The organism is Curtobacterium sp. YC1, from assembly GCF_016267665.1.
Taxonomy (GTDB): domain Bacteria; phylum Actinomycetota; class Actinomycetes; order Actinomycetales; family Microbacteriaceae; genus Curtobacterium.
Window position 1 is genome coordinate 2,076,310 of record NZ_CP066341.1, and the last position, 18,177, is coordinate 2,094,486.

At 74.7% G+C, this 18,177-nt stretch carries 11 protein-coding genes and 1 tRNA gene; 4 read left to right on the forward strand and 8 right to left on the reverse strand.

Going from position 1 to position 18,177, the window contains the following annotated elements; genetic code table 11:
- Positions 1-133 precede the first annotated feature (133 nt).
- Positions 134-1,441, reverse strand: a complete 1,308-nt coding sequence (locus tag I8920_RS09770; protein ID WP_198656175.1) for a glycosyltransferase family 2 protein — start codon at positions 1,439-1,441, stop codon at positions 134-136.
- Positions 1,442-1,599: 158 nt separating this feature from the next.
- On the opposite strand from I8920_RS09770, the gene I8920_RS09775 reads away from it, so the two are divergent.
- The 4 genes from I8920_RS09775 (at position 1,600) to I8920_RS09790 (ending at position 5,560) form a co-directional block, all read left to right on the forward strand.
- Positions 1,600-1,773, forward strand: coding sequence for a hypothetical protein (locus I8920_RS09775; RefSeq protein WP_198656176.1), 174 nt, complete (start codon positions 1,600-1,602; stop codon positions 1,771-1,773).
- Positions 1,774-1,866: 93 nt separating this feature from the next.
- Entirely contained in the window at positions 1,867-2,802 is a 936-nt protein-coding gene (locus tag I8920_RS09780) for a beta-1,6-N-acetylglucosaminyltransferase (RefSeq protein WP_198656177.1), read from the forward strand.
- A complete protein-coding gene (locus I8920_RS09785) occupies positions 2,799-4,355 on the forward strand; it encodes a lipopolysaccharide biosynthesis protein (RefSeq protein ID WP_198656178.1) in 1,557 nt (518 codons plus the stop codon). Before I8920_RS09780 ends, I8920_RS09785 begins: the two co-directional genes overlap by 4 nt.
- Complete coding sequence (locus tag I8920_RS09790) at positions 4,352-5,560, forward strand: glycosyltransferase family 4 protein (RefSeq protein WP_198656179.1); 1,209 nt, start codon at positions 4,352-4,354, stop codon at positions 5,558-5,560. The genes I8920_RS09785 and I8920_RS09790 overlap by 4 nt, the downstream gene beginning before the upstream one ends.
- Positions 5,561-5,643: 83 nt before the next feature.
- Here I8920_RS09790 and I8920_RS09795 read toward each other — a convergent pair whose 3' ends face one another.
- The 7 genes from I8920_RS09795 to I8920_RS09825 all read right to left on the reverse strand — a co-directional run bounded on the left by I8920_RS09795 (position 5,644) and on the right by I8920_RS09825 (position 18,165).
- A complete protein-coding gene (locus I8920_RS09795; RefSeq protein ID WP_198656180.1) occupies positions 5,644-6,612 on the reverse strand; it encodes a glycoside hydrolase family 16 protein in 969 nt (322 codons plus the stop codon).
- Positions 6,597-8,978: a PIG-L family deacetylase gene (locus tag I8920_RS09800; protein WP_198656181.1), complete on the reverse strand. Its 2,382-nt coding sequence runs from the start codon at positions 8,976-8,978 to the stop codon at positions 6,597-6,599. The genes I8920_RS09795 and I8920_RS09800 overlap by 16 nt, the downstream gene beginning before the upstream one ends.
- A complete protein-coding gene (locus I8920_RS09805; RefSeq protein ID WP_198656182.1) occupies positions 8,965-12,534 on the reverse strand; it encodes a glycosyltransferase in 3,570 nt (1,189 codons plus the stop codon). The genes I8920_RS09800 and I8920_RS09805 overlap by 14 nt, the downstream gene beginning before the upstream one ends.
- A complete protein-coding gene (locus tag I8920_RS09810; RefSeq protein ID WP_198656183.1) occupies positions 12,531-13,493 on the reverse strand; it encodes a glycosyltransferase family 2 protein in 963 nt (320 codons plus the stop codon). Before I8920_RS09810 ends, I8920_RS09805 begins: the two co-directional genes overlap by 4 nt.
- On the reverse strand, positions 13,490-14,416 hold the full coding sequence (locus tag I8920_RS09815; RefSeq protein WP_232832715.1) for a glycosyltransferase family 2 protein: 927 nt from the start codon (positions 14,414-14,416) through the stop codon (positions 13,490-13,492). Before I8920_RS09815 ends, I8920_RS09810 begins: the two co-directional genes overlap by 4 nt.
- Positions 14,417-14,867: 451 nt before the next feature.
- On the reverse strand, positions 14,868-17,648 hold the full coding sequence (locus tag I8920_RS09820) for an AMP-binding protein (protein ID WP_198656184.1): 2,781 nt from the start codon (positions 17,646-17,648) through the stop codon (positions 14,868-14,870).
- 445 nt (positions 17,649-18,093) lie between these two features.
- Positions 18,094-18,165, reverse strand: a tRNA-Gln gene (locus I8920_RS09825).
- Positions 18,166-18,177: the final 12 nt, after the last annotated feature.

Below are 18,177 nucleotides of genomic sequence, written 5' to 3' on the forward strand. Positions count from 1 at the left end.
GCGTCGCCACGGGCCTCCCGTCCGTCGCGTAGTCGCGTCCGCACCGCAGGTCGAGACCGAGCGACGGTGCGGAGCGACAGAACCGTCGTCGTCCGACACCGGCCCTGTCGCGGATCGCGTGGGGGCGCGCGCCTCAGGGGCGCCGCAGCCGCCCGACCACGTACCGCCACGGGCCGCCGAGCGCCGCGACCAGCTCGACCCGCTTGAGCCCGACGGTCGCCGCGCGGAACTCCTCGTCGACGGGCCACCCGCCGACGGCGTCCACGGCGGCCGACACCTGGTCCGGTCCCGTGCCCTGACCGAGCGCCCCGAGCTGCCGCAGCGCCCCGACGGCCCGCCGCAGCACGGCCACCGCCGTCCGGGGGCGCAGCACGAGCTTCGTGACCCACGCTCCGAGCCCCGTGCCGTAGCCGAGGGCCTGCGAGCGCAGCGCCGCCCGGTCCGACCGGTGCTCGTGCCACACGATGGCGGACGGCTCCACGGCGAGCGCCCCGCCGGAGAACAGCACCCGGGTGAACAGGTCCGGGTCCTCGCCGGCGCGTGCCGGGGTGCCGGGGCCGAGCGCGACGTCGAAGCCGCCGAGTGCGAGCGCGGCCGTCCGGCGCAGCGACATGTTGGCGCCGGTGCCGAAGGCGCCGACCGAGAACGGGAACAGCGGCAGGTCGGCCGGGGGCGCCGAGGTGCGGAACACGCGGCGGTCCGTGTTGCGCGCCCACGTCACGCGCTCGTCGAAGTAGCGCTGCGTCGGGGTGCGGAGTTCGCCGCTGGGCACCAGCCCGGTCACGCAGACCACGTCCGCGTCGCGGGCGTACGCGTCGGCGAGCGCCGCGAGCCACGAGCGGTCGACGACCACGTCGTCGTCGACGAAGGCGACCACGGCCCCGGACGCCAGGGCGAGACCGGCGTTCCGTGCGCGCGAGACGCCGGGTCGGGCCTCCAGGACGTAGCGGACCCGTGGGTCGCCGAGGGCGGCGACGACGTCGCGGGTCGCCGACGTGCTCGGTGCGTTGTCGACGACCAGCACCTCGAGGTCGTCGTGGTCGCTGGCGAGCACGGACCGGACGCACCGGCGGAGCGCCTCGGGGCGGTCGCGGGTGCCGATGACGACCGACATGCGGCCGACGGGCGTGCCCGTCGGCGCCGCCGGGAGGCCCGTGGCACGCAGGGCGCGCAGGGCCGGTCCCAGCTCGGCGGGGTCCACGGCGCCGGCCCCGTCGACGGCGACGTCGACGAAGCCGGCGACCTCGCGGCCGTCGCGGACGAGCAGGCGTGCCCGGCGGAAGCCGTCGGCGTCGGCGAGGCTGACGGCGGACGCGGCGAGCGCCTCCTGTCGGTCGACCGCCCCGACCCAGGCGGCTCCGGCCCAGGCGGGTGCCGCCGTGGACGGCATCGCGGGCGTGAGCGTGAGCACGCGGGTGGTGGTGGCCTGCTGGTCGGTCATGCTCCGATGCTCGGGCGGCGTCGCGGCAGGGTCAACGGCGGCCCACGGGGCGTGCGGCGACGGTCGCCCGACTTGCGGTTTGCCGCCAGTGGACACGCCCCGCCCGGTAGGATCGCGGGGACGACCCGGCGGCAGCACGCCGGGCACGAGGAGGACGCATGTCGATGGGCCCCAGGACCGGACTCGACGCCGCGCTCCCCTCGGAGCGGACCGTGCTCGTGGTGGACGCCGTGACGTGCGTCTGCGGGCACGTGCAGGACGCGCACGAGCACTACCGTCCCGGCTCCGACTGCGCCCTCTGCGACTGCCCGAAGTTCCGCCGCGACCGCTGATCCGACGGGGGTCCTGCGGGAAACCGCCGCTTCCCCGCAGACGGGCTGAGGGCGCCTTGTCCGGCCTGGAACGGCGCGGTTAGCGTCGCGTCCATGGCCATCTCCCCCGCCGCTCCCGCGTGCATCGTCCTCGCCCACGAGGACCCCGTGCACGTGCGCCGGCTCGTCGAGGCGCTCGACCCGTTCGCGGTGTTCCTGCACTGCGACGCGCGGACCCCCGAGCCGGTGTTCCGCGCCATGACCGAGGGACTGCCGGAACGGGTCCGGCTCCTGCCGCGCATCCGCACGGGGTGGGCGCGGTGGGAGAACGTCGCCGCCGAGGTGTCCGGGTACCGGGCCGCGCTCGCGGGGACGGACGCGTCGCACGTCGCCGTGCTGACCGGCAGCGACTACCCGCTGGCGAACCCGGCGGAGATCTCCGCGCTGCTCGAGGCGCACCGCGAGCGGTCCTTCATCGACGTGCACCCGCTGCCGTTCGCGCCGTGGGGGCGGGACGGCGGGGTGTCCCGCATCCGCTTCCGGCACTGGGCGTGGCGCAAGCACATGCTCCGGCTCCCGGTCCCCCGTCGGGTCCCCGGCGGCGTGGTGTTCTCCGGGGCGTCCCAGCTCAAGGTGCTCGCCCGGCACCACGCCGCGGCGGTCGTCGACGCCGTCGACCGGCGCCCGGACCTCGTCCGGTTCTGGCGTCGCACCTGGGTCGCCGACGAGACCTTCGTGCCGTCGGTCCTCAACTCGCCCGCGCTGACGCCCGGGTTCGCCGACGAGCACGTGCCGCAGCCGCTGTGGTGGATCGGGTGGGACGGCACGGCACGGAAGAGCCCGCCGTGGTTGACGGTCGCCGACGCCGGGCAGTTGCTCGAGCGCCGGACCGAGCCGGACGTCGAGGTGCAGCACCTGTTCGCGCGGAAGTTCTCGACGGAGCGGAGCAGTGACCTGCTCGACGTCGTCGACGGCGCGTCCGGGCTGCGCCAGGGCGCCTCGGTCCGGTCCGAGCAGGGCGTGACCGGGGCGGGGGCGGTCGCACCGTGACGGTCCCCCAGCAGACACCGCAGACCCGGCGGGAGGCCCGCGCGGCGCGGGACGCAGCGGAGGCCGCTGCGGACGCGGCACGCGGGGCAACGGAGTCCGACGACCCCGTCGCCACAGCGCCCGAGTCGCTCGACACCGGCGCCGTCGCCGTCCGCAAGGGCTCGTCCGTCCTCTTCGGTCGTGGTCTGCTGTACGTCGTCGTCTGGTCGATGCAGCTCGTCGTCTCGTCGCTCATCTCCCCAGTCCTCGCGCACCTGATGCCGCCGTCGGAGTTCGGCGTCCTCGCCTCGGCGATCGCGCTGTTCCAGGCGCTCGTCGTGCTCGCGGTCGCCGGCATCGACCAGGCGTCGGTCCTGCAGCGCGCCGAGGACGGCGACGACCGCAAGGCCCGGGGGCTGCTCGCCGTCGGCATGATCACCGCGAGCGTCGTCACCGTCGTCGCGCTCACCACGATCCCGGTCTGGGGCGACGCGGCCGGGTTCGTCGGCGAGCACCCGCTGCTCCTGGTCGCCGTGCTCTGGACGGGCCCCGCCGCCGTCGTGCAGATCTCGCTGGCGCTGCTCGTCGCGCAGGACCGCATCCGGGTCTTCGCCGTGACCAGTCTGCTGTCGTCGATCGGCGGCTCGGTCATCGGCCTCGGGCTCCTCACCTGGGTGCACGCCGACGCCACCACCTACGCCTGGGGCGGCGTCGTCGCCCAGGGCGTCGCGATGGTGATCGGCATCGCGGCCACCCGACCGCGCCTCGCCGGCCTGCTCGACGCCAGGACCACGGCGCGCGCCTTCCGGCTGGGCATCCCGGTCGCGCTCGGCAACCTGTCGTACTTCGTGCTGAACGCCGGCGACCGCATCGTCGTGCAGCGGCTGCTCGGGCCCGACGAGGTCGCCCGCTACCAGATCGCCTACGTCGTCGGCTCGGCCGTCATCCTGCTGCTGACCTTCACGAACCAGGCCTGGGCGCCGCACTTCGCCGCGCTCCGCGACGCCGTCGCACGCCGACGGCTCGCGATGCACTCCCGTGACGAGCTCTACCGGATGCTCGCACCGGTGCTCCTCGCGGTGACGCTGGTGTCGCCGGTGGCGCTGCCGGTCCTCGCCCCGGCGTCGTACCGGGTGCAGGAGCTGTCGGTCGTGGTCTTCGTCGTCGCGGTCACCGCGTACCCGGTGGTCGCCAGCGGCGCGACCGGACGGTTGCTCCTGGTCGAGCGCCGCGGCGTCGCGGTCGGCGTGATCGCCGCGATCGCCGGAGCCGTCAACATCGGGGCGAACCTCGTGCTCGTGCCCGTGTTCGGCATCGCCGGGGCCGGCCTGGCGACCGTCGTGGCGTACGTGGTCCTCGCCGCCATGCAGTTGCTGGCGATGCCGGACCGCCGCGAGTGGCGCGGGCCGGGCCCGAGGATCGTCCTGACGACCGTCGCCGCCCTCGCCGTGGCAGCCGGTTCGCTGCTCCTGCCGCAGGACGTCCTGTGGAACTGGGTCCGCGTCGCGGGCGTGCTCGCCTGCCTGCCGTGGTTCCTCCGCCGGCTGCAGACCGCCAGGGGTGGTGTGGCATGACGACGCGACGGACGACCGACGACGGCACGCGCCGGCTCCGGGTCGGGGTCCTGGTGACCGGGCTCGCCATCACCGGCGGACTCGAACGCTGCGTCCTCGAGGACACCCGCGAGCTCGTCGCCGCCGGGCACGAGGTCGAGGTGTGGCACCGGAACCGGACCGCCCCACGTCAGGACGAGGGCCTCGCACCGTACGAGGCGATGGGCGTCCGCCTGGTCGAGGCCACCGACTACCGGTTCGGGGTGCGCACGGCCGTCCGCGACGCCTGGCGCTTCGCCCGCGAGGGGCTGCGCATCCGCCGGTCCCGCCTCGACGTGCTGTGGCTGAACCGGCCCGAGTACCTGCCGTTCGGACGTGTCGTGTCGATGCTGTCCGGCGTCCCGCTCGCGGTGCACCTGCACCACGCCCCGAACTACCGCCGGCTCGGACCGATCGCCGGCGGCCGGACGCGCTACTTCGCCGTCTCCCACGCCATGGCACGTGCCTGGGCGGCGTCGGGCGTCCCCACCGACGCGATCACGATCGTCCCCAACGGCGTCGACACCGACGCCTTCCCCGCTGCGACCCCGGCGTCCGCCGACCACGCGCGTGCCGCGCTCGGCATCCCCGAGGGGACGCCGACGGTGCTCTACTACGGTCGGCTCACGCGGTCGAAGGGCGTGCTCGCCCTCCTGGAGGCGTGGGGGCGCGTCCGTGCGTCGGCTGCGGCCCGCACCGCGGTCACCACTCCCCCCTCGGTCGGCTCCGCACGACCGGCGCCGCTCCTGGTGCTCGCCGGCGCGCTCTACCCCGACGAGGCCCCCGCGGTGCGCTCGGCGATCGCCGAGTTGCCGGCCGGGTCGGTGCTCGTCCTGCCCGAACGGGACGACGTCGTCCCGCTCCTGCACGCCGCCGACGTGGTCGTCGCGCCGTCGATCGAGCCCGAGGGCTTCGGCCGCGTGGTGGTCGAGGCGATGTCGGCGGGGCGCCCGGTCGTGGCCGCCGCATCAGGCGGGACGGGCGAGATCCTGTCCGGCGACTGGGCGCGGTTCACCGTGGACCCGGCCGACCCCGACGCGCTGGCCGAGCGGGTCCTGGCCACGCTCGACGAGGCCGAGCTCGACCCCGCGCTGGGCGACCGGTGCCGTGCGTTCGTCCGGGACCGTTACGGGCGCGAGCCGCACGTGGCGGCCCTGCTCGACGCGCTGCTCGAGCACGCACGCTGACCGGCGGCCGGGCGGTCCGGCGGAGGGCTCACCGGGTTCCGACTCTCTGGCGGCCCGCTCGCCGCGGAGCGAGTCCGCGCGGGTCAACCGGCGACGGGCGCACCGGACGGCAGGGTGGCCTGCGGCGTCTCTCCCTCGGCCGGCACGTCGATCGTCATCCAGTCGATGAGCAGCGAGCCCTCGGCGTCCCGCGGCGGCAGCCCCTGCAGCGACCCCGTCTGCACGACGAGGTGCATGCGCTCCACGGGGATGTCCTCGGTCGTGGAGCCGACGACCTCGTCGTCCACCAGGAACGACATCCGCGTCGGCGTCCACTCGATCGTGTACGTGTGCCAGTCGGCCAGCGAGGCGTCGGTCTCGTGGTGGACGCACTTCTCGGCCGGGTCCACCAGGCAGTGCACGTTGAGCCAGGCGGGAGCACCGAGCGCGCCCTCGGGGAAGTCGACCTCGCCGTGCTCCCAGACGTTCTGGTCGCTCCAGAGCAGCACCGCCACCCCGTAGCCGTCGACCTCGTCGCTCCGCATCCTGATGCTGTACCGGCCCGCGGTCTGTCCGCCCCACCGACCGTCGACGAGCGGGACGACGCCGCCCGCGAGCGGGGTGCCGTCCTCGGCGGTCCGGAGGTGCATGTCGAGCACTCCGTCGTGCGCGCTCAGCGTCGACGCCTGGTAGCGGCCCGTCCCCGCGGTGTCGGCGAAGCCGTGGTACACCGTGAACCGGTCGTCGTACGCGGCCTCGAACCCGCCCGGCCCCGTGGCGTCGTCGAAGTCCTCGGAGAACACGCGGTCCCACCCGGCGCGTTCCTCCGTCGGCATCGCGACACCGCTCGGCCCGGTGCCGCTCGAGGACGTTCCCGTGGTCGCCGCCGCGACGGCCCCAGCGGCGATCACGAGCGCCCCGGCCGCGAGCGCGATCCGTCGACCCCGCGCGCGGAGCGGTGGCCGGTGACGGGGCAGACCCGCGCCGTGTGCCGGGGGTGCGCCGTGCGCGGCGGCCGACTGCTCGGCGAGGGGCCGGGTGCCCGGTTCGTCCGGGATCACTGCGCGGCCCATGCCCGGACCTCCGAGAGCCCGACGTTGATCGTGCTCGGCGAGACGCCCGTCGTGGTGAACCGCACCCACGTGACGTTCCGCGCCGCGAAGTCGACCGTGCTGGCGCTGCCGTCGTCCGGGAGCGCCCCCACCGTCACGCTACTGCCGTCCGAGAAGGTCAGGACGCCGCTCGTGATCCGGTCGTCGCCGTTGGGGCGGTCGTGCAGGACGATGCGCTGCAGGGCGACGGGTCGGGCCCAGTCGAGCTGCAGCCAGATGCCCGTCCGGCCCCAGGGCACCGCCCACTCGGCGGTGTGGTCGACCGGGTGGCCGGACACCACGCCGTCGACGGCCTTCGCGACGGTCTGGCCGTCGGCCGGGTTGTCCGCCACGGCCGTCGGGGTCGCCGAGTCGGTGACGTCGCGGAGGTTCGGCGTCGGGGTCGGAGTCGGAGTCGGAGTCGGAGTCGGCGTCGGCGTGGGGGTCGGAGTCGGCGTCGGCGTCGACGTCGGCGTCGGCGTCGGCGTCCCGCCACTGCTCGCCGGTGCGAGGGCGCGGATCTCGGCCAGGCCGACGTTCTCCGTCCCACCCCGCACCGAGGTCACCGAGAACCGAACCCACGTCACGCTGCGCGCCGCGAACGTCACCCGCTGCACCGCACCACCGTTCTCCAACGCCGGCACCACAACGCTCGAACCGTCCGAGAACGTCAACGTCCCACCGGTCACCTGGTCCACCGAGTTCGGCCGGTCGGCCAACTCGACCGCATCGAGCTTTGTCGCTCCCGCCCACCCGAGCTGGATCCACGACCCCGCCCGACCACCCGGAGCCACCCACTCCGCCGTCGGCGCCTCCGGGTACCCGCTCACCACACCGTCCACGGCCTTCACCGCCGTCTGACCGTCCGCCCCGTTCTCCGCACTCGCCGTCACCGACGCCGAACCCGTCACGTCCGACCGCGTCGGCGGCGGTGCGTCGACCGGTGCGAGGGCGCGGATCTCGGCCAGGCCGACGTTCTCCGTCCCACCCCGCACCGAGGTCACCGAGAACCGAACCCACGTCACGCTGCGCGCCGCGAACGTCACCCGCTGCACCGCACCACCGTTCTCCAACGCCGGCACCACAACGCTCGAACCGTCCGAGAACGTCAACGTCCCACCGGTCACCTGGTCCACCGAGTTCGGCCGGTCGGCCAACTCGACCGCATCGAGCTTTGTCGCTCCCGCCCACCCGAGCTGGATCCACGACCCCGCCCGACCACCCGGAGCCACCCACTCCGCCGTCGGCGCGTCCGGGTACCCGCTCACCACACCGTCCACGGCCTTCACCGCCGTCTGACCGTCCGCCCCGTTCTCCGCACTCGCCGTCACCGACGCCGAACCCGTCACGTCCGACCGTTCGGCACCCGGCTCGGAGGGCGCGGACGGCTCGGAGGGCTGCGTCGGCACCGGTGACCCGGCGGTGTACTCGCGGCTGAGCCAGCTGGTCTCGGGACGGGCCGAGCACGCCTGCCAGGACGCGCAGGTCTCGGTGTCGTGTGCGGCGTAGGTGAAGAAGGCGTCTGCCTTCGCCTGCGTCTGCGCCGCCGTCAGGTTCGCCGGTCGGTCCGCGATCGGGTACCCCATGTACCCGGTGAAGTCGTGCGCTCCGGTGTACTGCTGCTGCACCTGGTCGGTCAGGTAGGCGACCGTGTGGTGGTCGCTGTGGTCCCCGTCGCCGTACGTGCCCTCGTGGTCGAGCGTGTGGATGTCCGTCGGTGCGAAGTCCTGCACGATCCCCTGCAGCGTCGCACGCAACTGCGTGAGCGTGTACGACGCAGCCTCGGGCGCGTCGGCGACGGTGTGGATCGTGTCGCGGTCGCCGGTGTACAGCCGCTGCAGCGACGCGTAGTCGTTCGCCCAGAAGCCGTTCCCCCCGACGTTGCCGTCGGGCAGGTCCAGGAACACCAGGCTGATCCGCGGATCGGCGGTGAGTGTCTCGGTGCGCAGGGTGCGCCCGGCGACGGACGTGCTCCCGGCGGTCGACGCCGGGTCGACGCCGGCGATGCTCGCGTACGCGGCCAGCAACCCGACCTGGCGCTCCTGCCAGTACCAGCGGGGTCTGCCGGCGTCGCCCGCGGTCACCACGACCGAGCGGACGCAGCGTCCGGCCGCGATGTCCTTCCGCAGGTCCGCACCCAGGAAGAGCAGGTCGTCGTCGGGGTGCGCGATGACGCTGAGCACCCGGCCCGCAGTGCAGGCCGCAGACGTGGCGGCCGCAGCGGCCTGTCCCGTCAGCCCCGGTGCAACGAGCACCGCGAGCGCCGACACGAGCACGACCGCGACGGACGCGACGCGCAGGCGCCGTGTCCGTCGGGAGTGACCCGCTGCCGGGTCAGTCGGTGGCATGCCGCATGCCCTCGGTGGTCAGCTCGTACATGGCGGTCGTCCCGGACGACCAGACCCGCTCCCAGTAGGGCGAGTCCGCCATGGCGGCCCCGAGCTCCTGGTAGTCGTCGTCACTCTGGTACCCGTACCGCTCGTCGTAGGCGCCGAACGGCTCGGCGACGAGGGCGTAGTACTCGGTGGCCGGCCAGTTCTCGACCAGCTCGCGCGTCAGGTCCGACACGTCGCCGGCGGCGTCGTAGTCGCCGGCCGGGTCCGGGTAGGGGCCGAGGGCTTCGCGGGTCAGGTAGCCCACGTCGAAGTAGCGTGCACCGGTGTTGCTCGGCACGGCGTTCGCCGACCCGGTGAGCAGCATCAGGCTCCCGGCCGGCGCGGTGCGGTCGTAGAAGCGCGTGGCCTCGGACTGACTCCGCGTCATCACGCGGTTCCAGTCGAGCGCGGTCTGCCCGAACGCTCCGATCGCCACGAGCGCCGCCACGGCTGCGCCGGCCACGGCGAACCGCACGGTCGGGCGACGCATCCCCCGTCCGAGCAGTGCGCCCACGGGAGCGAGCCTTCCCGACGGAGCCGGGAGCGCGGCCGCCAGGATCGCGATCCACGGCGTCGCGAACAGCACGACGCGGAAGATCCCCTCCTGCCCGTAGTTCGTCGCCACCAGCAGCGAGATCGGGCTGGCCGCCGCGGCGAGCAGCGCCCAGTGCGTCCGGTCCCGACGCACGAGCACGGTGACGACGGCGGCGATCCCGAGCAGCACGAGTGCGGCTGCGGGCACGTCGAACGCCAGGCGGGTCACGAGCGGCTTCGGCAGGACGGTCATGTCGTGCGTCGGCGGTTGCACGTTGTCGAGCACGCGCCCGACGGCCGCGAGCGACAGGAACCGCCCGAGGATGTCGCCGTTCATCGCCGCGAAGGCCACCGCCGGCACGAGGACGACGACCGGCAGCCACCACGGGCGCAGCATCCGGAAGACGATGAGCGTGACGAGCGCCGCGACCGTCAGGTACGGCGAGATCTGGTGCGTGACGACGAGCACGATGCCGATGACCGTGATCCCGATGATCCGCGACAGGCCCACGCGGCGGGCGCGGGGCTTCGCGGCCACGCTCCCGTCACCGGTGTTCGCGGCAGCGACACGCAACGGGCCCGTCGCGAGCACGAGGATGACGAGCGACATCAGGATGCCGGTCGACTGCGGCGAGAAGTACGTGGTGTTCAACGACCCGGTCATCGCGGTCAGCAGGGCGGCGATCCACGGCCGACGGGCCCCCGGCAGCCAGTGCGCTGCCAGCACCCCCACCGCGGCGGTGGTGCTGAAGGCGAGCAGGACCGGGAACCACGCGGCGATGAGCATGGTGTTGCCGATGCCGCCGACGTCGGCGACCCACGCGGCGCCGGCGAACAGACCGGACCAGGTCTGGAAGATGTCACGGGACGGGTCGGTGCCACCGAACTGCCGGATGTACTCGACCACGCCGATGTGCCGCGCCGCGGCCGTGACGGTCGGGACGCCGTAGGCGATCGCCTGGGCGAGCTGCACGACACCGCCGAGCACGACCACCGGGACGGCGAGACCGCGACCCCGCACCAGCGCGACGACGGCCGCACCGACGACGAGCGCGAGCCCGACCACCAGCGCCGGGCCGAGCGAACCGAACAGGCCCGCGGGAACCGGGTCGCCCGCGTGCACGAGCGCGGCGACGACCACGACGACGAGTCCGGCGAGCGACAGCGTCGTGACGGTGGCGGTGGTCCCCCACCGGGGGCGCACGGCTGCGGTGGGGACCAGTCGCGCGCGCCGGAGTTCGGCCAGGTCGCGCGGGACGGCGACGGCGAGGGCGGCGGCCGTCAGCACCACGGCTCCGACGAAGGGTACGGTCGGTGCCCAGACGTGGAAGGTCGCCATCGTGTAGCCGATGCCGATCGTGCCGACGAGCGACGCGGTCACGGCGAACACCGCGAACCGGGCCAGGGGCACCGGCCGGACGAGCAGCATCGGGGCGACCCCGAGCAGCGCGAACAGGAAGACCGCGACGGCGCTGGCGCGCAGGGCGCCGAGGTCGGCCACGCTGCCCACGGCGGCGAGCAGGAGCGTCAGCACCACGACCGCGGCGGCAGCCAGGCGCGCGACCGGACCCATGGCGTCGTCCTGGGTCGGACGGGGTGCGTGGGTGGTGGCGAGTCCACGCTGCAGCTGGTGGCGACCGTGTGCGGTGCGGTCGATGGTCCCCGCCCCGCCGAGCCGCTCACGGAGCGCCAGGAACGGCGCGGTGAGCACGGAGCGTCGCTCGACGCGGCGCAGTCGTCGGGTCGTCGCGGTGAACTCGGCGTCGACGGCGTCGCGCCCGACGGTCCCGGCGTTGCGCCCGACGGGCACGGCGCCGTGCCCGACGCCCGCAGCGCCGTCCGGGTCCCCGTCCGGCTCGAGGCCGAGGCGGGCGAAGGCGCTCAGGGCCTCCGGCACCGCGTCGACCGAGGCGGTCAGCGTGTCGCGGTCGAGGGCGTTCTTGGTCATCCAGGCTCCGAGTCCGTGGCCGTGCGCAGCAGCGGCTGCGCGGAGCGACGCGACGTCGTCCGCCGATCGCTGCCACGCGATCGCGGCCGGTTCGACGGCGATCGCGGATCCGGCGAACAGCAGTCGGGTGAAGAGGTCGAGGTCGTCGCCGCCGCCGACGCGGGTGCCCGGCCCGAAGGCGGTGTCGAAGCCGCCGATCCGGAGCGCGGTCGCGCGGTGCACGGCGAGGTTCGCGCCGGTGCCGTAGGCCGAGGCGGCGAAGGGGTGCAGCGGCACGTCGTCCGCGGCGTCGTCGAGGCGGAACACCCGTCGGCGCACGGTGCGTCCGCCGGGTGTGTGGTCGTCGTGCCAGCGCTGCGCGGGCGTCCGCAGCTCGGCGCTGGGGACGAGCCCGGTGACGCAGGCCACGTCGGGGTCGGCCGCGAAGGCCCGGGCGATCGCGTCGACCCAGCCGGCGTCGACGACGGCGCCCTCGTCGGCGAAGGCGACGACCTCGCCGGTGGCGGCGAGCAGTCCCGCGTTCCGGGCCGCCGCGAGGCCGCCGTCGGGTGCGGGGATCGTCGTGACCCGACGTCCGTCGAGCTGCACGGTCGCGACGCCACCGTCGTCGGCGCCGTGCGAGACGACGACGACGTCGAGGTCGGGGTGGCGGTTCGCCAGGACCGAGCGCATGGTGGTGCCGGCGGCGCCGTCCGTGCAGAGCACCACCGTGACGGACGGCAGCACCAGACCTGCTGCCGGCCGACGGTCGGGCACCGGCATGGGCCGGACGGCGCGCTGCAGGGCGCGGACGTCGACGGTCCCGCCGATGCGGCGACGCTCGGTGACGTCGACCTCGACGAAGCCGAGCGGCTCACCGTGGTCGCGGACGAGCAGCCGGGCGCGGCGGTACCCCGCCGCGCCCTCGAGGGCGACCACGTCGCGGTGACCGGACGCGTGCACGTCGGCACGGTCCACCTCGCCGACCCACAGGGCCCCGTCCCAGGTGGGGACGAGCGGCCCCGCCACGATCGGCGAGAGCACCATCGCCAGGGTCGCGCGGGTCACGGTGTGCCCACCGGCTGCGGGACGGGCGTGGCGGCGGGCGTCCGCACCACGACGGTGCCGAGCACGCGACCGACGGCGTAGCCGGTGACGGTCGACGCGACGGACACCAGGATCGCGGCGGCACGCAGCCCGCCGCCGCGCCCGAGGGCACGCAGCTCGCGCAGCACCGCCCCGGGGATCACCCGGGTCAGGTACGTCGACTCGCTGGCGAGGGAGTCCCCGGTGCCGACCCGACGGCTCAGCACGGCCTTCGAGATCCCCTCGTAGTAACTGCGCCGGCGCAGGTAGCGCATGGTGACGCGGTCCGGGGAGACCCGGTGCGAGACGTTCGACCGCGGCTCGTGCCGGATGCGGGCGCCCGGACGGGCCTGGGCGATGCGGATGCACAGCTCGGTCTCCTCGCACCCGAGGGGCTGGTTGCCGACGCGGCCGATGCCGGACCGGAAGCCGCCGGCGAGCAGGATCGCCTCGCGGCGGAACGCCATGCTCGAACCGATGACGTTGCGGACGTCGCCGGGGGTCTCCGGCAGCCCACGGTAGGAGCACCCGACGATCCACAGCAGCTCGTCGGCGTACGGCCCCGCCCCGGTGGCGTCCGGCCACGAGGGGGTCGCACGGCCGCCCACGCCGACGACCTCGGGGTCGTCGAGCGCGGTGAGCATGTGTCCCAGCCAGTCGGGGTCGGCCGTGGCGTCGTCGTCGAGGAACGCGACGACGTCGGCGTCCGTCAGGGCGACACCCGTGTTGCGTGCCCCGGAGAGGCCGCGGTCCTCGGTGTTCGCGACGACGCGCAGGTCGGGCCACCGCGCGGCCGCCCGGGCGAGGAGCTCGGGCTCGTGGTCGATCACCACGACGACCTCGGGCGCCTCGGGCTGACGCCTGGCCGACTCGACGCTGTCCTGCAGGTCGCCCCAGCGCTGCTGGGTGTAGGCGCAGATGACGACCGCGACGCTCGTCACGCGACGTCCTCGTCGGCGCCCACGACGGCGGCGACGACGGGCGCGCCGACCGCGGGCACGACCGGGCTGACGGGACCGACCGGGACCAACGGTGCGGCGGCGGCCGGCGCCGCGGGCGTGGCCGCGAGCTGCTCGGCGGGTGCGACGACGCTCATCGCCGCGCGCCGGACCTCGGCACGTCCGATCGCCGCGCGGCGACGCTCGTGCATGATCGACTTGAGCACGCGGATGCCGTCGGTCACGGCGTTGAGGTTGCTGGCCCCGTGCACGCGGAGCTTCTCGTGGCTCGGCACCTCGGTGATCGCCAGCTCGGCGGCCGACCACCGGCAGGTGAGCACGGTCTCGATCTCGAACCCGTCGCCCCACAGCATCGAGCCGTCGGCCGGCTTCGGCAGCTCCGACGACAGCAGTCCGATCTCCGGCAGCACGTCGGCCCAGAAGGCGTTGTAGCCGTAGCAGAGGTCGCTGTAGCGGGTGCCGAGGATGATGTTGCAGAGCATGTTGAGCCCGCGGTTGCCCAGGTTGCGGACGACGGTGATGTCGTCGCTGCCACCGCCGAGCGCGTAGCGCGTGCCCTTCGCGACGTCGGCGCCGTCGACGAGCGCCTGCACGAAGCGCGGGATCTCGTCGGGGTCGGCGGAGCAGTCGGCGTCGAACATCACGACGACGTCGCCGGTCACGGCCTCGAACCCGCAGGCCAGGGCGTTGCCCTTGCCCTTCCGGGTCTGGTGCACGACACGGATGTCGGGCATCACGCGCTGGGCGGCGGCCACGGTGTCGTCGACGGAGTTGCCGTCGACCAGGATCACCTCGTACACGGGCGGGAGCTTCGGGAGGATGATCTCGAGGTTGCGGGCCTCGTTCCGCGCCGGGATGACGACGGAGACCCTCGGGTCTGCAGGGCGGACGGTTCGTGCGGGCATGATCGCGGTCCTGTCGGGTCAGGGTGGTTGTCGGGGCGTGCTCGCGGGTCGAGCGGCGCCTCGTCGGGCGATGCGACGACGGTCGGACGTCGTCGGTCGGGATGCGGACGCGGGTACGGCGCCGCCGGGTTCCGCGGGTGAGTGGGTACCCTCCCCCGCGGCTCCTACCCTCGCCGCGGGCAGCAGGCCGGTCAATGCGCGGCGCGGTCCCTTGCGGACACCCGGGTGCGGATACGGAAACCCGCAACCGCCGTGCGGGCGGCGCGTCGGCGACGGCGGCCCGCGTGCCGTGGGCGCACCAGGACGACGGACGGGAGGCTCGGGGGCACGGCCGCCCCGCGCCTCCCGTCCGCCCGTGGTCGCGACCACCGCACCGAGGGCGCAGGGGACGTCGCCGCCGCCGGGGGCGGGGGGGCGGAAGCGACGTCGCGTGCGCGCGGCGTCGCCCGGCTCAGTCCCCGGCGGCCTCCGCCGAGACGAACGCGGCGCGGAGCGCGGTGGCGAGCTCCGCGACGTGCGGTTCGCGCAGCAACGACGTGTGCTCGGCGGCGATCCGCACCATCTCGGTGGGGCCGCGCAGCAGTGCCGACCACCCGGCGGCGTCGGGGTTCGCGTCCGCGAGCACGTACGTGGCCCGGCCGTGGAACGGCGTGGGGTGGTGCCGTCTGGTGACGATCTCGGCCTGGTCGAAGAACGCGTCGAAGCCCTTCTGTCCGTCGTGCCGCAGCACGCCGGCGGTGTAGGCCCGGACCCGCTTGGCGAACAGCGCGCCGTACGGCACCCCGGCGGGCAGCACGCGGCGGACGGCACGGTCGAGGCCGCGCTGCACGGCGCGGACGGCGGTGTCCGGCTGGTCGCGGGGCTCCATCCGACCGAAGTGCAGGCGCGCCTGCTCGGACTTCGTGCGGGGCAGGTAGGTGTCGAGCAGCGCGACGTGCTCGACCTGCTCACCGTTCTCGACGAGCAGGCGTGCGATCTCGAGCGCCACGAGACCGCCGAGCGAGTGCCCGACGAGCAGGTACGGTCCGCGCGGCTGCACGATCCGCATGAGCGCGACCGCGCGGCGGGCGCTCCGCTCGATGCTCCAGTCCGGCAGACCGCGACGCTCCAGGGCGTGCTGCTGGAACGCGTACAGGTCGTGTTCCGGCAGGTGCCGCGACAGCGGCAGGAACGTCAGGGCCAGGGCACCGCCGCCGGCGAAGCAGAACACCGGCGGCCGGCCGGCGACCCGGGCCTCGGACACCTTGACGACGTCGGGGTGGCTCGGCAGCGCGCTCGTACCGCCACGGACGCGGCGGGCGAAGGACCGGAGCGTGGGGTGCTCGAGCACGTCCGAGGACCGCAGGTCGACCCCGAGCCGGTCCTGCACGACGGCGAGCATCTCCTCGGCGGAGAGCGAGTCCCCGCCGAGCGCCGAGAAGTCCTCGTCCAGGTGCACGCCGCGCAGCCCGAGCACCTCGGCCCAGATCTGCCCGACGACGAGCTCCCACTGGTCGTACTCGCCCTCGACCATCTCGGTCTCGACGCTCGGTGCGGCGGGCAGCTCGGCCCGGTCGACCTTGCCGCGCTCGTTGCGGGGCAGCTCGGTCATCGGCACGATCGACGCCGGCACCATGTACTCGGGCAGGCGGTCGCGCAACGCCCGTCGGAGCGCGGCGGGCGCCGGCGTCCGGTGGCCCGGCCGACCGACCACGTAGGCGACCAGCCGGGTGACCGCGGGCGGGTCGACCTGCGCCGTGACGACGGCGTCGTGCACCTCCGGCACCGCACGGAGCGCTGCCTCCACCTCGCTCGGCTCGACCAGGTACCCGCGGACCTTGACGGCGTCGTCGGACCGGCCGAGCAGGACGAGTCGGCCGTCCGGGTCGAACCGGGCCAGGTCGCCCTGGCGCCAGCTCGGTGTCCCGACGGGGATCCCGAGCGCCGCTTCGGCCTCGCCGGTCGTCCCCGCGCGCTCCGCGGTCTTCTCGGGCGCACCCCAGTACCCCGCGGTCATGCCGTCGGAGACGACGACGAGCTCACCGGTCTCCCCCGGATCGGCGGGGCTGCCGTCCTCGCGCAGCACCAGCACCGTCTTGCCCGGCAGCGGCCAGCCGGCCGGCACGACGCCGACGGGCACCGGCTGCCCCGGCTCGATCGGGCAGTACGCCACGCAGGCGGTCTCGCTCGACCCGAACGCGTTGAGCAGCAGGGTGTCCGGGTCGAGGTGCGGGCGTGCGGCCTCGAGGTCGGCACCGGTGACGGCCTCGCCGGTGGTCATCAGGAACCGGAGCCCACCGAGCACGGGCGCGGTCCCGGAGGCCGTCGCGTGCGCACCCGGGGCCGTCTGCGACCCGACGATCGACCGCAGCAGGTGCGGCGTGCACACGAGCACGGTGACGTGCTCCTCGGCGAACCGACCGACCAGCCGTTCGACGCCGAGTTCGCGGGGTTCGAGCAGCACCGCGGCGCCCCCGCACAGCAGGGTGTCGAACGAGAACAGCAGTCCGGCCGCGAACGACAGCGGCAGCACCACCCCGAGCCGGTCGCCGGGGCCGAGCCCGAGGGCGGCGGCGTCCTGCTCCGCGTTCGCGAGCTGCTGCCGGTGGGTCAGCACGACGCCCTTCGGCATGCCGGTCGATCCGGAGGTGAAGACGATCGCGAACGGGTCCCGTCCCCCGGGGCGCTCCGCGGGTGCCGGGCCGTCCGTCGCCACCGCACCGCGCGCCAGCAGGTCCCCGAGCCCGTGGACCGAGCCGGCGCGTTCGGCGACGACGTCGGCAGCCAGGGCAGCGCGCTCACCGTCCGCCAAGATTTCGTCGACCCCCGCGAGCCGGGCGACGTGCTCGAGTCGTGCCGTGGGCAGGTGGTCGTCGAGCACCACCACGGTCCGTCCGGCGCGGACCAGGGCCAGCACCGCGACCACGGCCTCCGACGTCTGACCGGCCATGATCCCGACGGGCTTCGACGCGCCGCCGGCGACCGCACCGACTCCCGCCCCGCTGTGGTCGTCGGGTCGCAGCGTCGTCGCGAGCACGGTCGCCAGACCCCGAGCAGCACGGTCCGCCTCGCCGAAGGTGTAGGAACGCCCGTTGCCGGCGAGGGCCGGCGCATCGGCGTGGGCCGCCACCACGCGGTCCCAGCGGTCGAGCACCGAGTGGTCGTCGGCTGCGGGCACGGCGGCGGTGCGGTCGCTCCAGGGGTGGACGGTGGTCAGCGGATCGTCGGAGATCAGCGGATCGACGGAGGTCACGGTGACACCTCGGGGCTCGGCAGCGGACCGCCGCGACACCCGCGACGGTCCTCCGACCGTAGGTCCGCGCCGATCGCGCCCGCGACCCGGCGAGCGTGCCCTGCGGGGAACCGCAACCGGCCTGGAGGCGCGGCTCGCGTCCGCCTCGGACGCCCACCTCCGCTTGGTGGACGGTCGAGCACCTCGGCGGCACACGCGCTGCCCCGGCGCTGTTCCTGGGTCGGCCCGCTCGGCGCGATGCCCGACCACGCCGGCGCAGCACGCTGCGCCGGGTCGGCGCGCTGGTCCAGCGCCGGTCGGTGCTCTTCCGAGGCGACATCGTGCGGTTCCGCGCAACGCCCCGGGACCGGGGGCGCGCGCCGAGGGCCGGGTTTCGCGGGCGCCCGTGGACGGCGCCGGGAACGAGAACAGCCCCCGGGATGTCCCGGGGGCTGTTCGTCGAGTGCTGGGGTACCTGGACTCGAACCAAGAACGACGGTACCAGAAACCGCTGTGTTGCCAATTACACCATACCCCAAGAAGCCTGTCG

Excerpts from the sequence above, each read along its gene's own strand:
- I8920_RS09815 (WP_232832715.1), bottom strand. The coding sequence starts at position 14,416 with ATGCCCGCACGAACCGTCCGCCCTGCAGACCCGAGGGTCTCCGTCGTC.
- I8920_RS09795 (WP_198656180.1), bottom strand. The coding sequence starts at position 6,612 with ATGGGCCGCGCAGTGATCCCGGACGAACCGGGCACCCGGCCCCTCGCC.
- I8920_RS09770 (WP_198656175.1), bottom strand. The coding sequence starts at position 1,441 with ATGACCGACCAGCAGGCCACCACCACCCGCGTGCTCACGCTCACGCCC.
- I8920_RS09780 (WP_198656177.1), top strand. The coding sequence starts at position 1,867 with ATGGCCATCTCCCCCGCCGCTCCCGCGTGCATCGTCCTCGCCCACGAG.
- I8920_RS09800 (WP_198656181.1), bottom strand. The coding sequence starts at position 8,978 with ATGCCACCGACTGACCCGGCAGCGGGTCACTCCCGACGGACACGGCGC.
- I8920_RS09790 (WP_198656179.1), top strand. The coding sequence starts at position 4,352 with ATGACGACGCGACGGACGACCGACGACGGCACGCGCCGGCTCCGGGTC.
- I8920_RS09775 (WP_198656176.1), top strand. The coding sequence starts at position 1,600 with ATGTCGATGGGCCCCAGGACCGGACTCGACGCCGCGCTCCCCTCGGAG.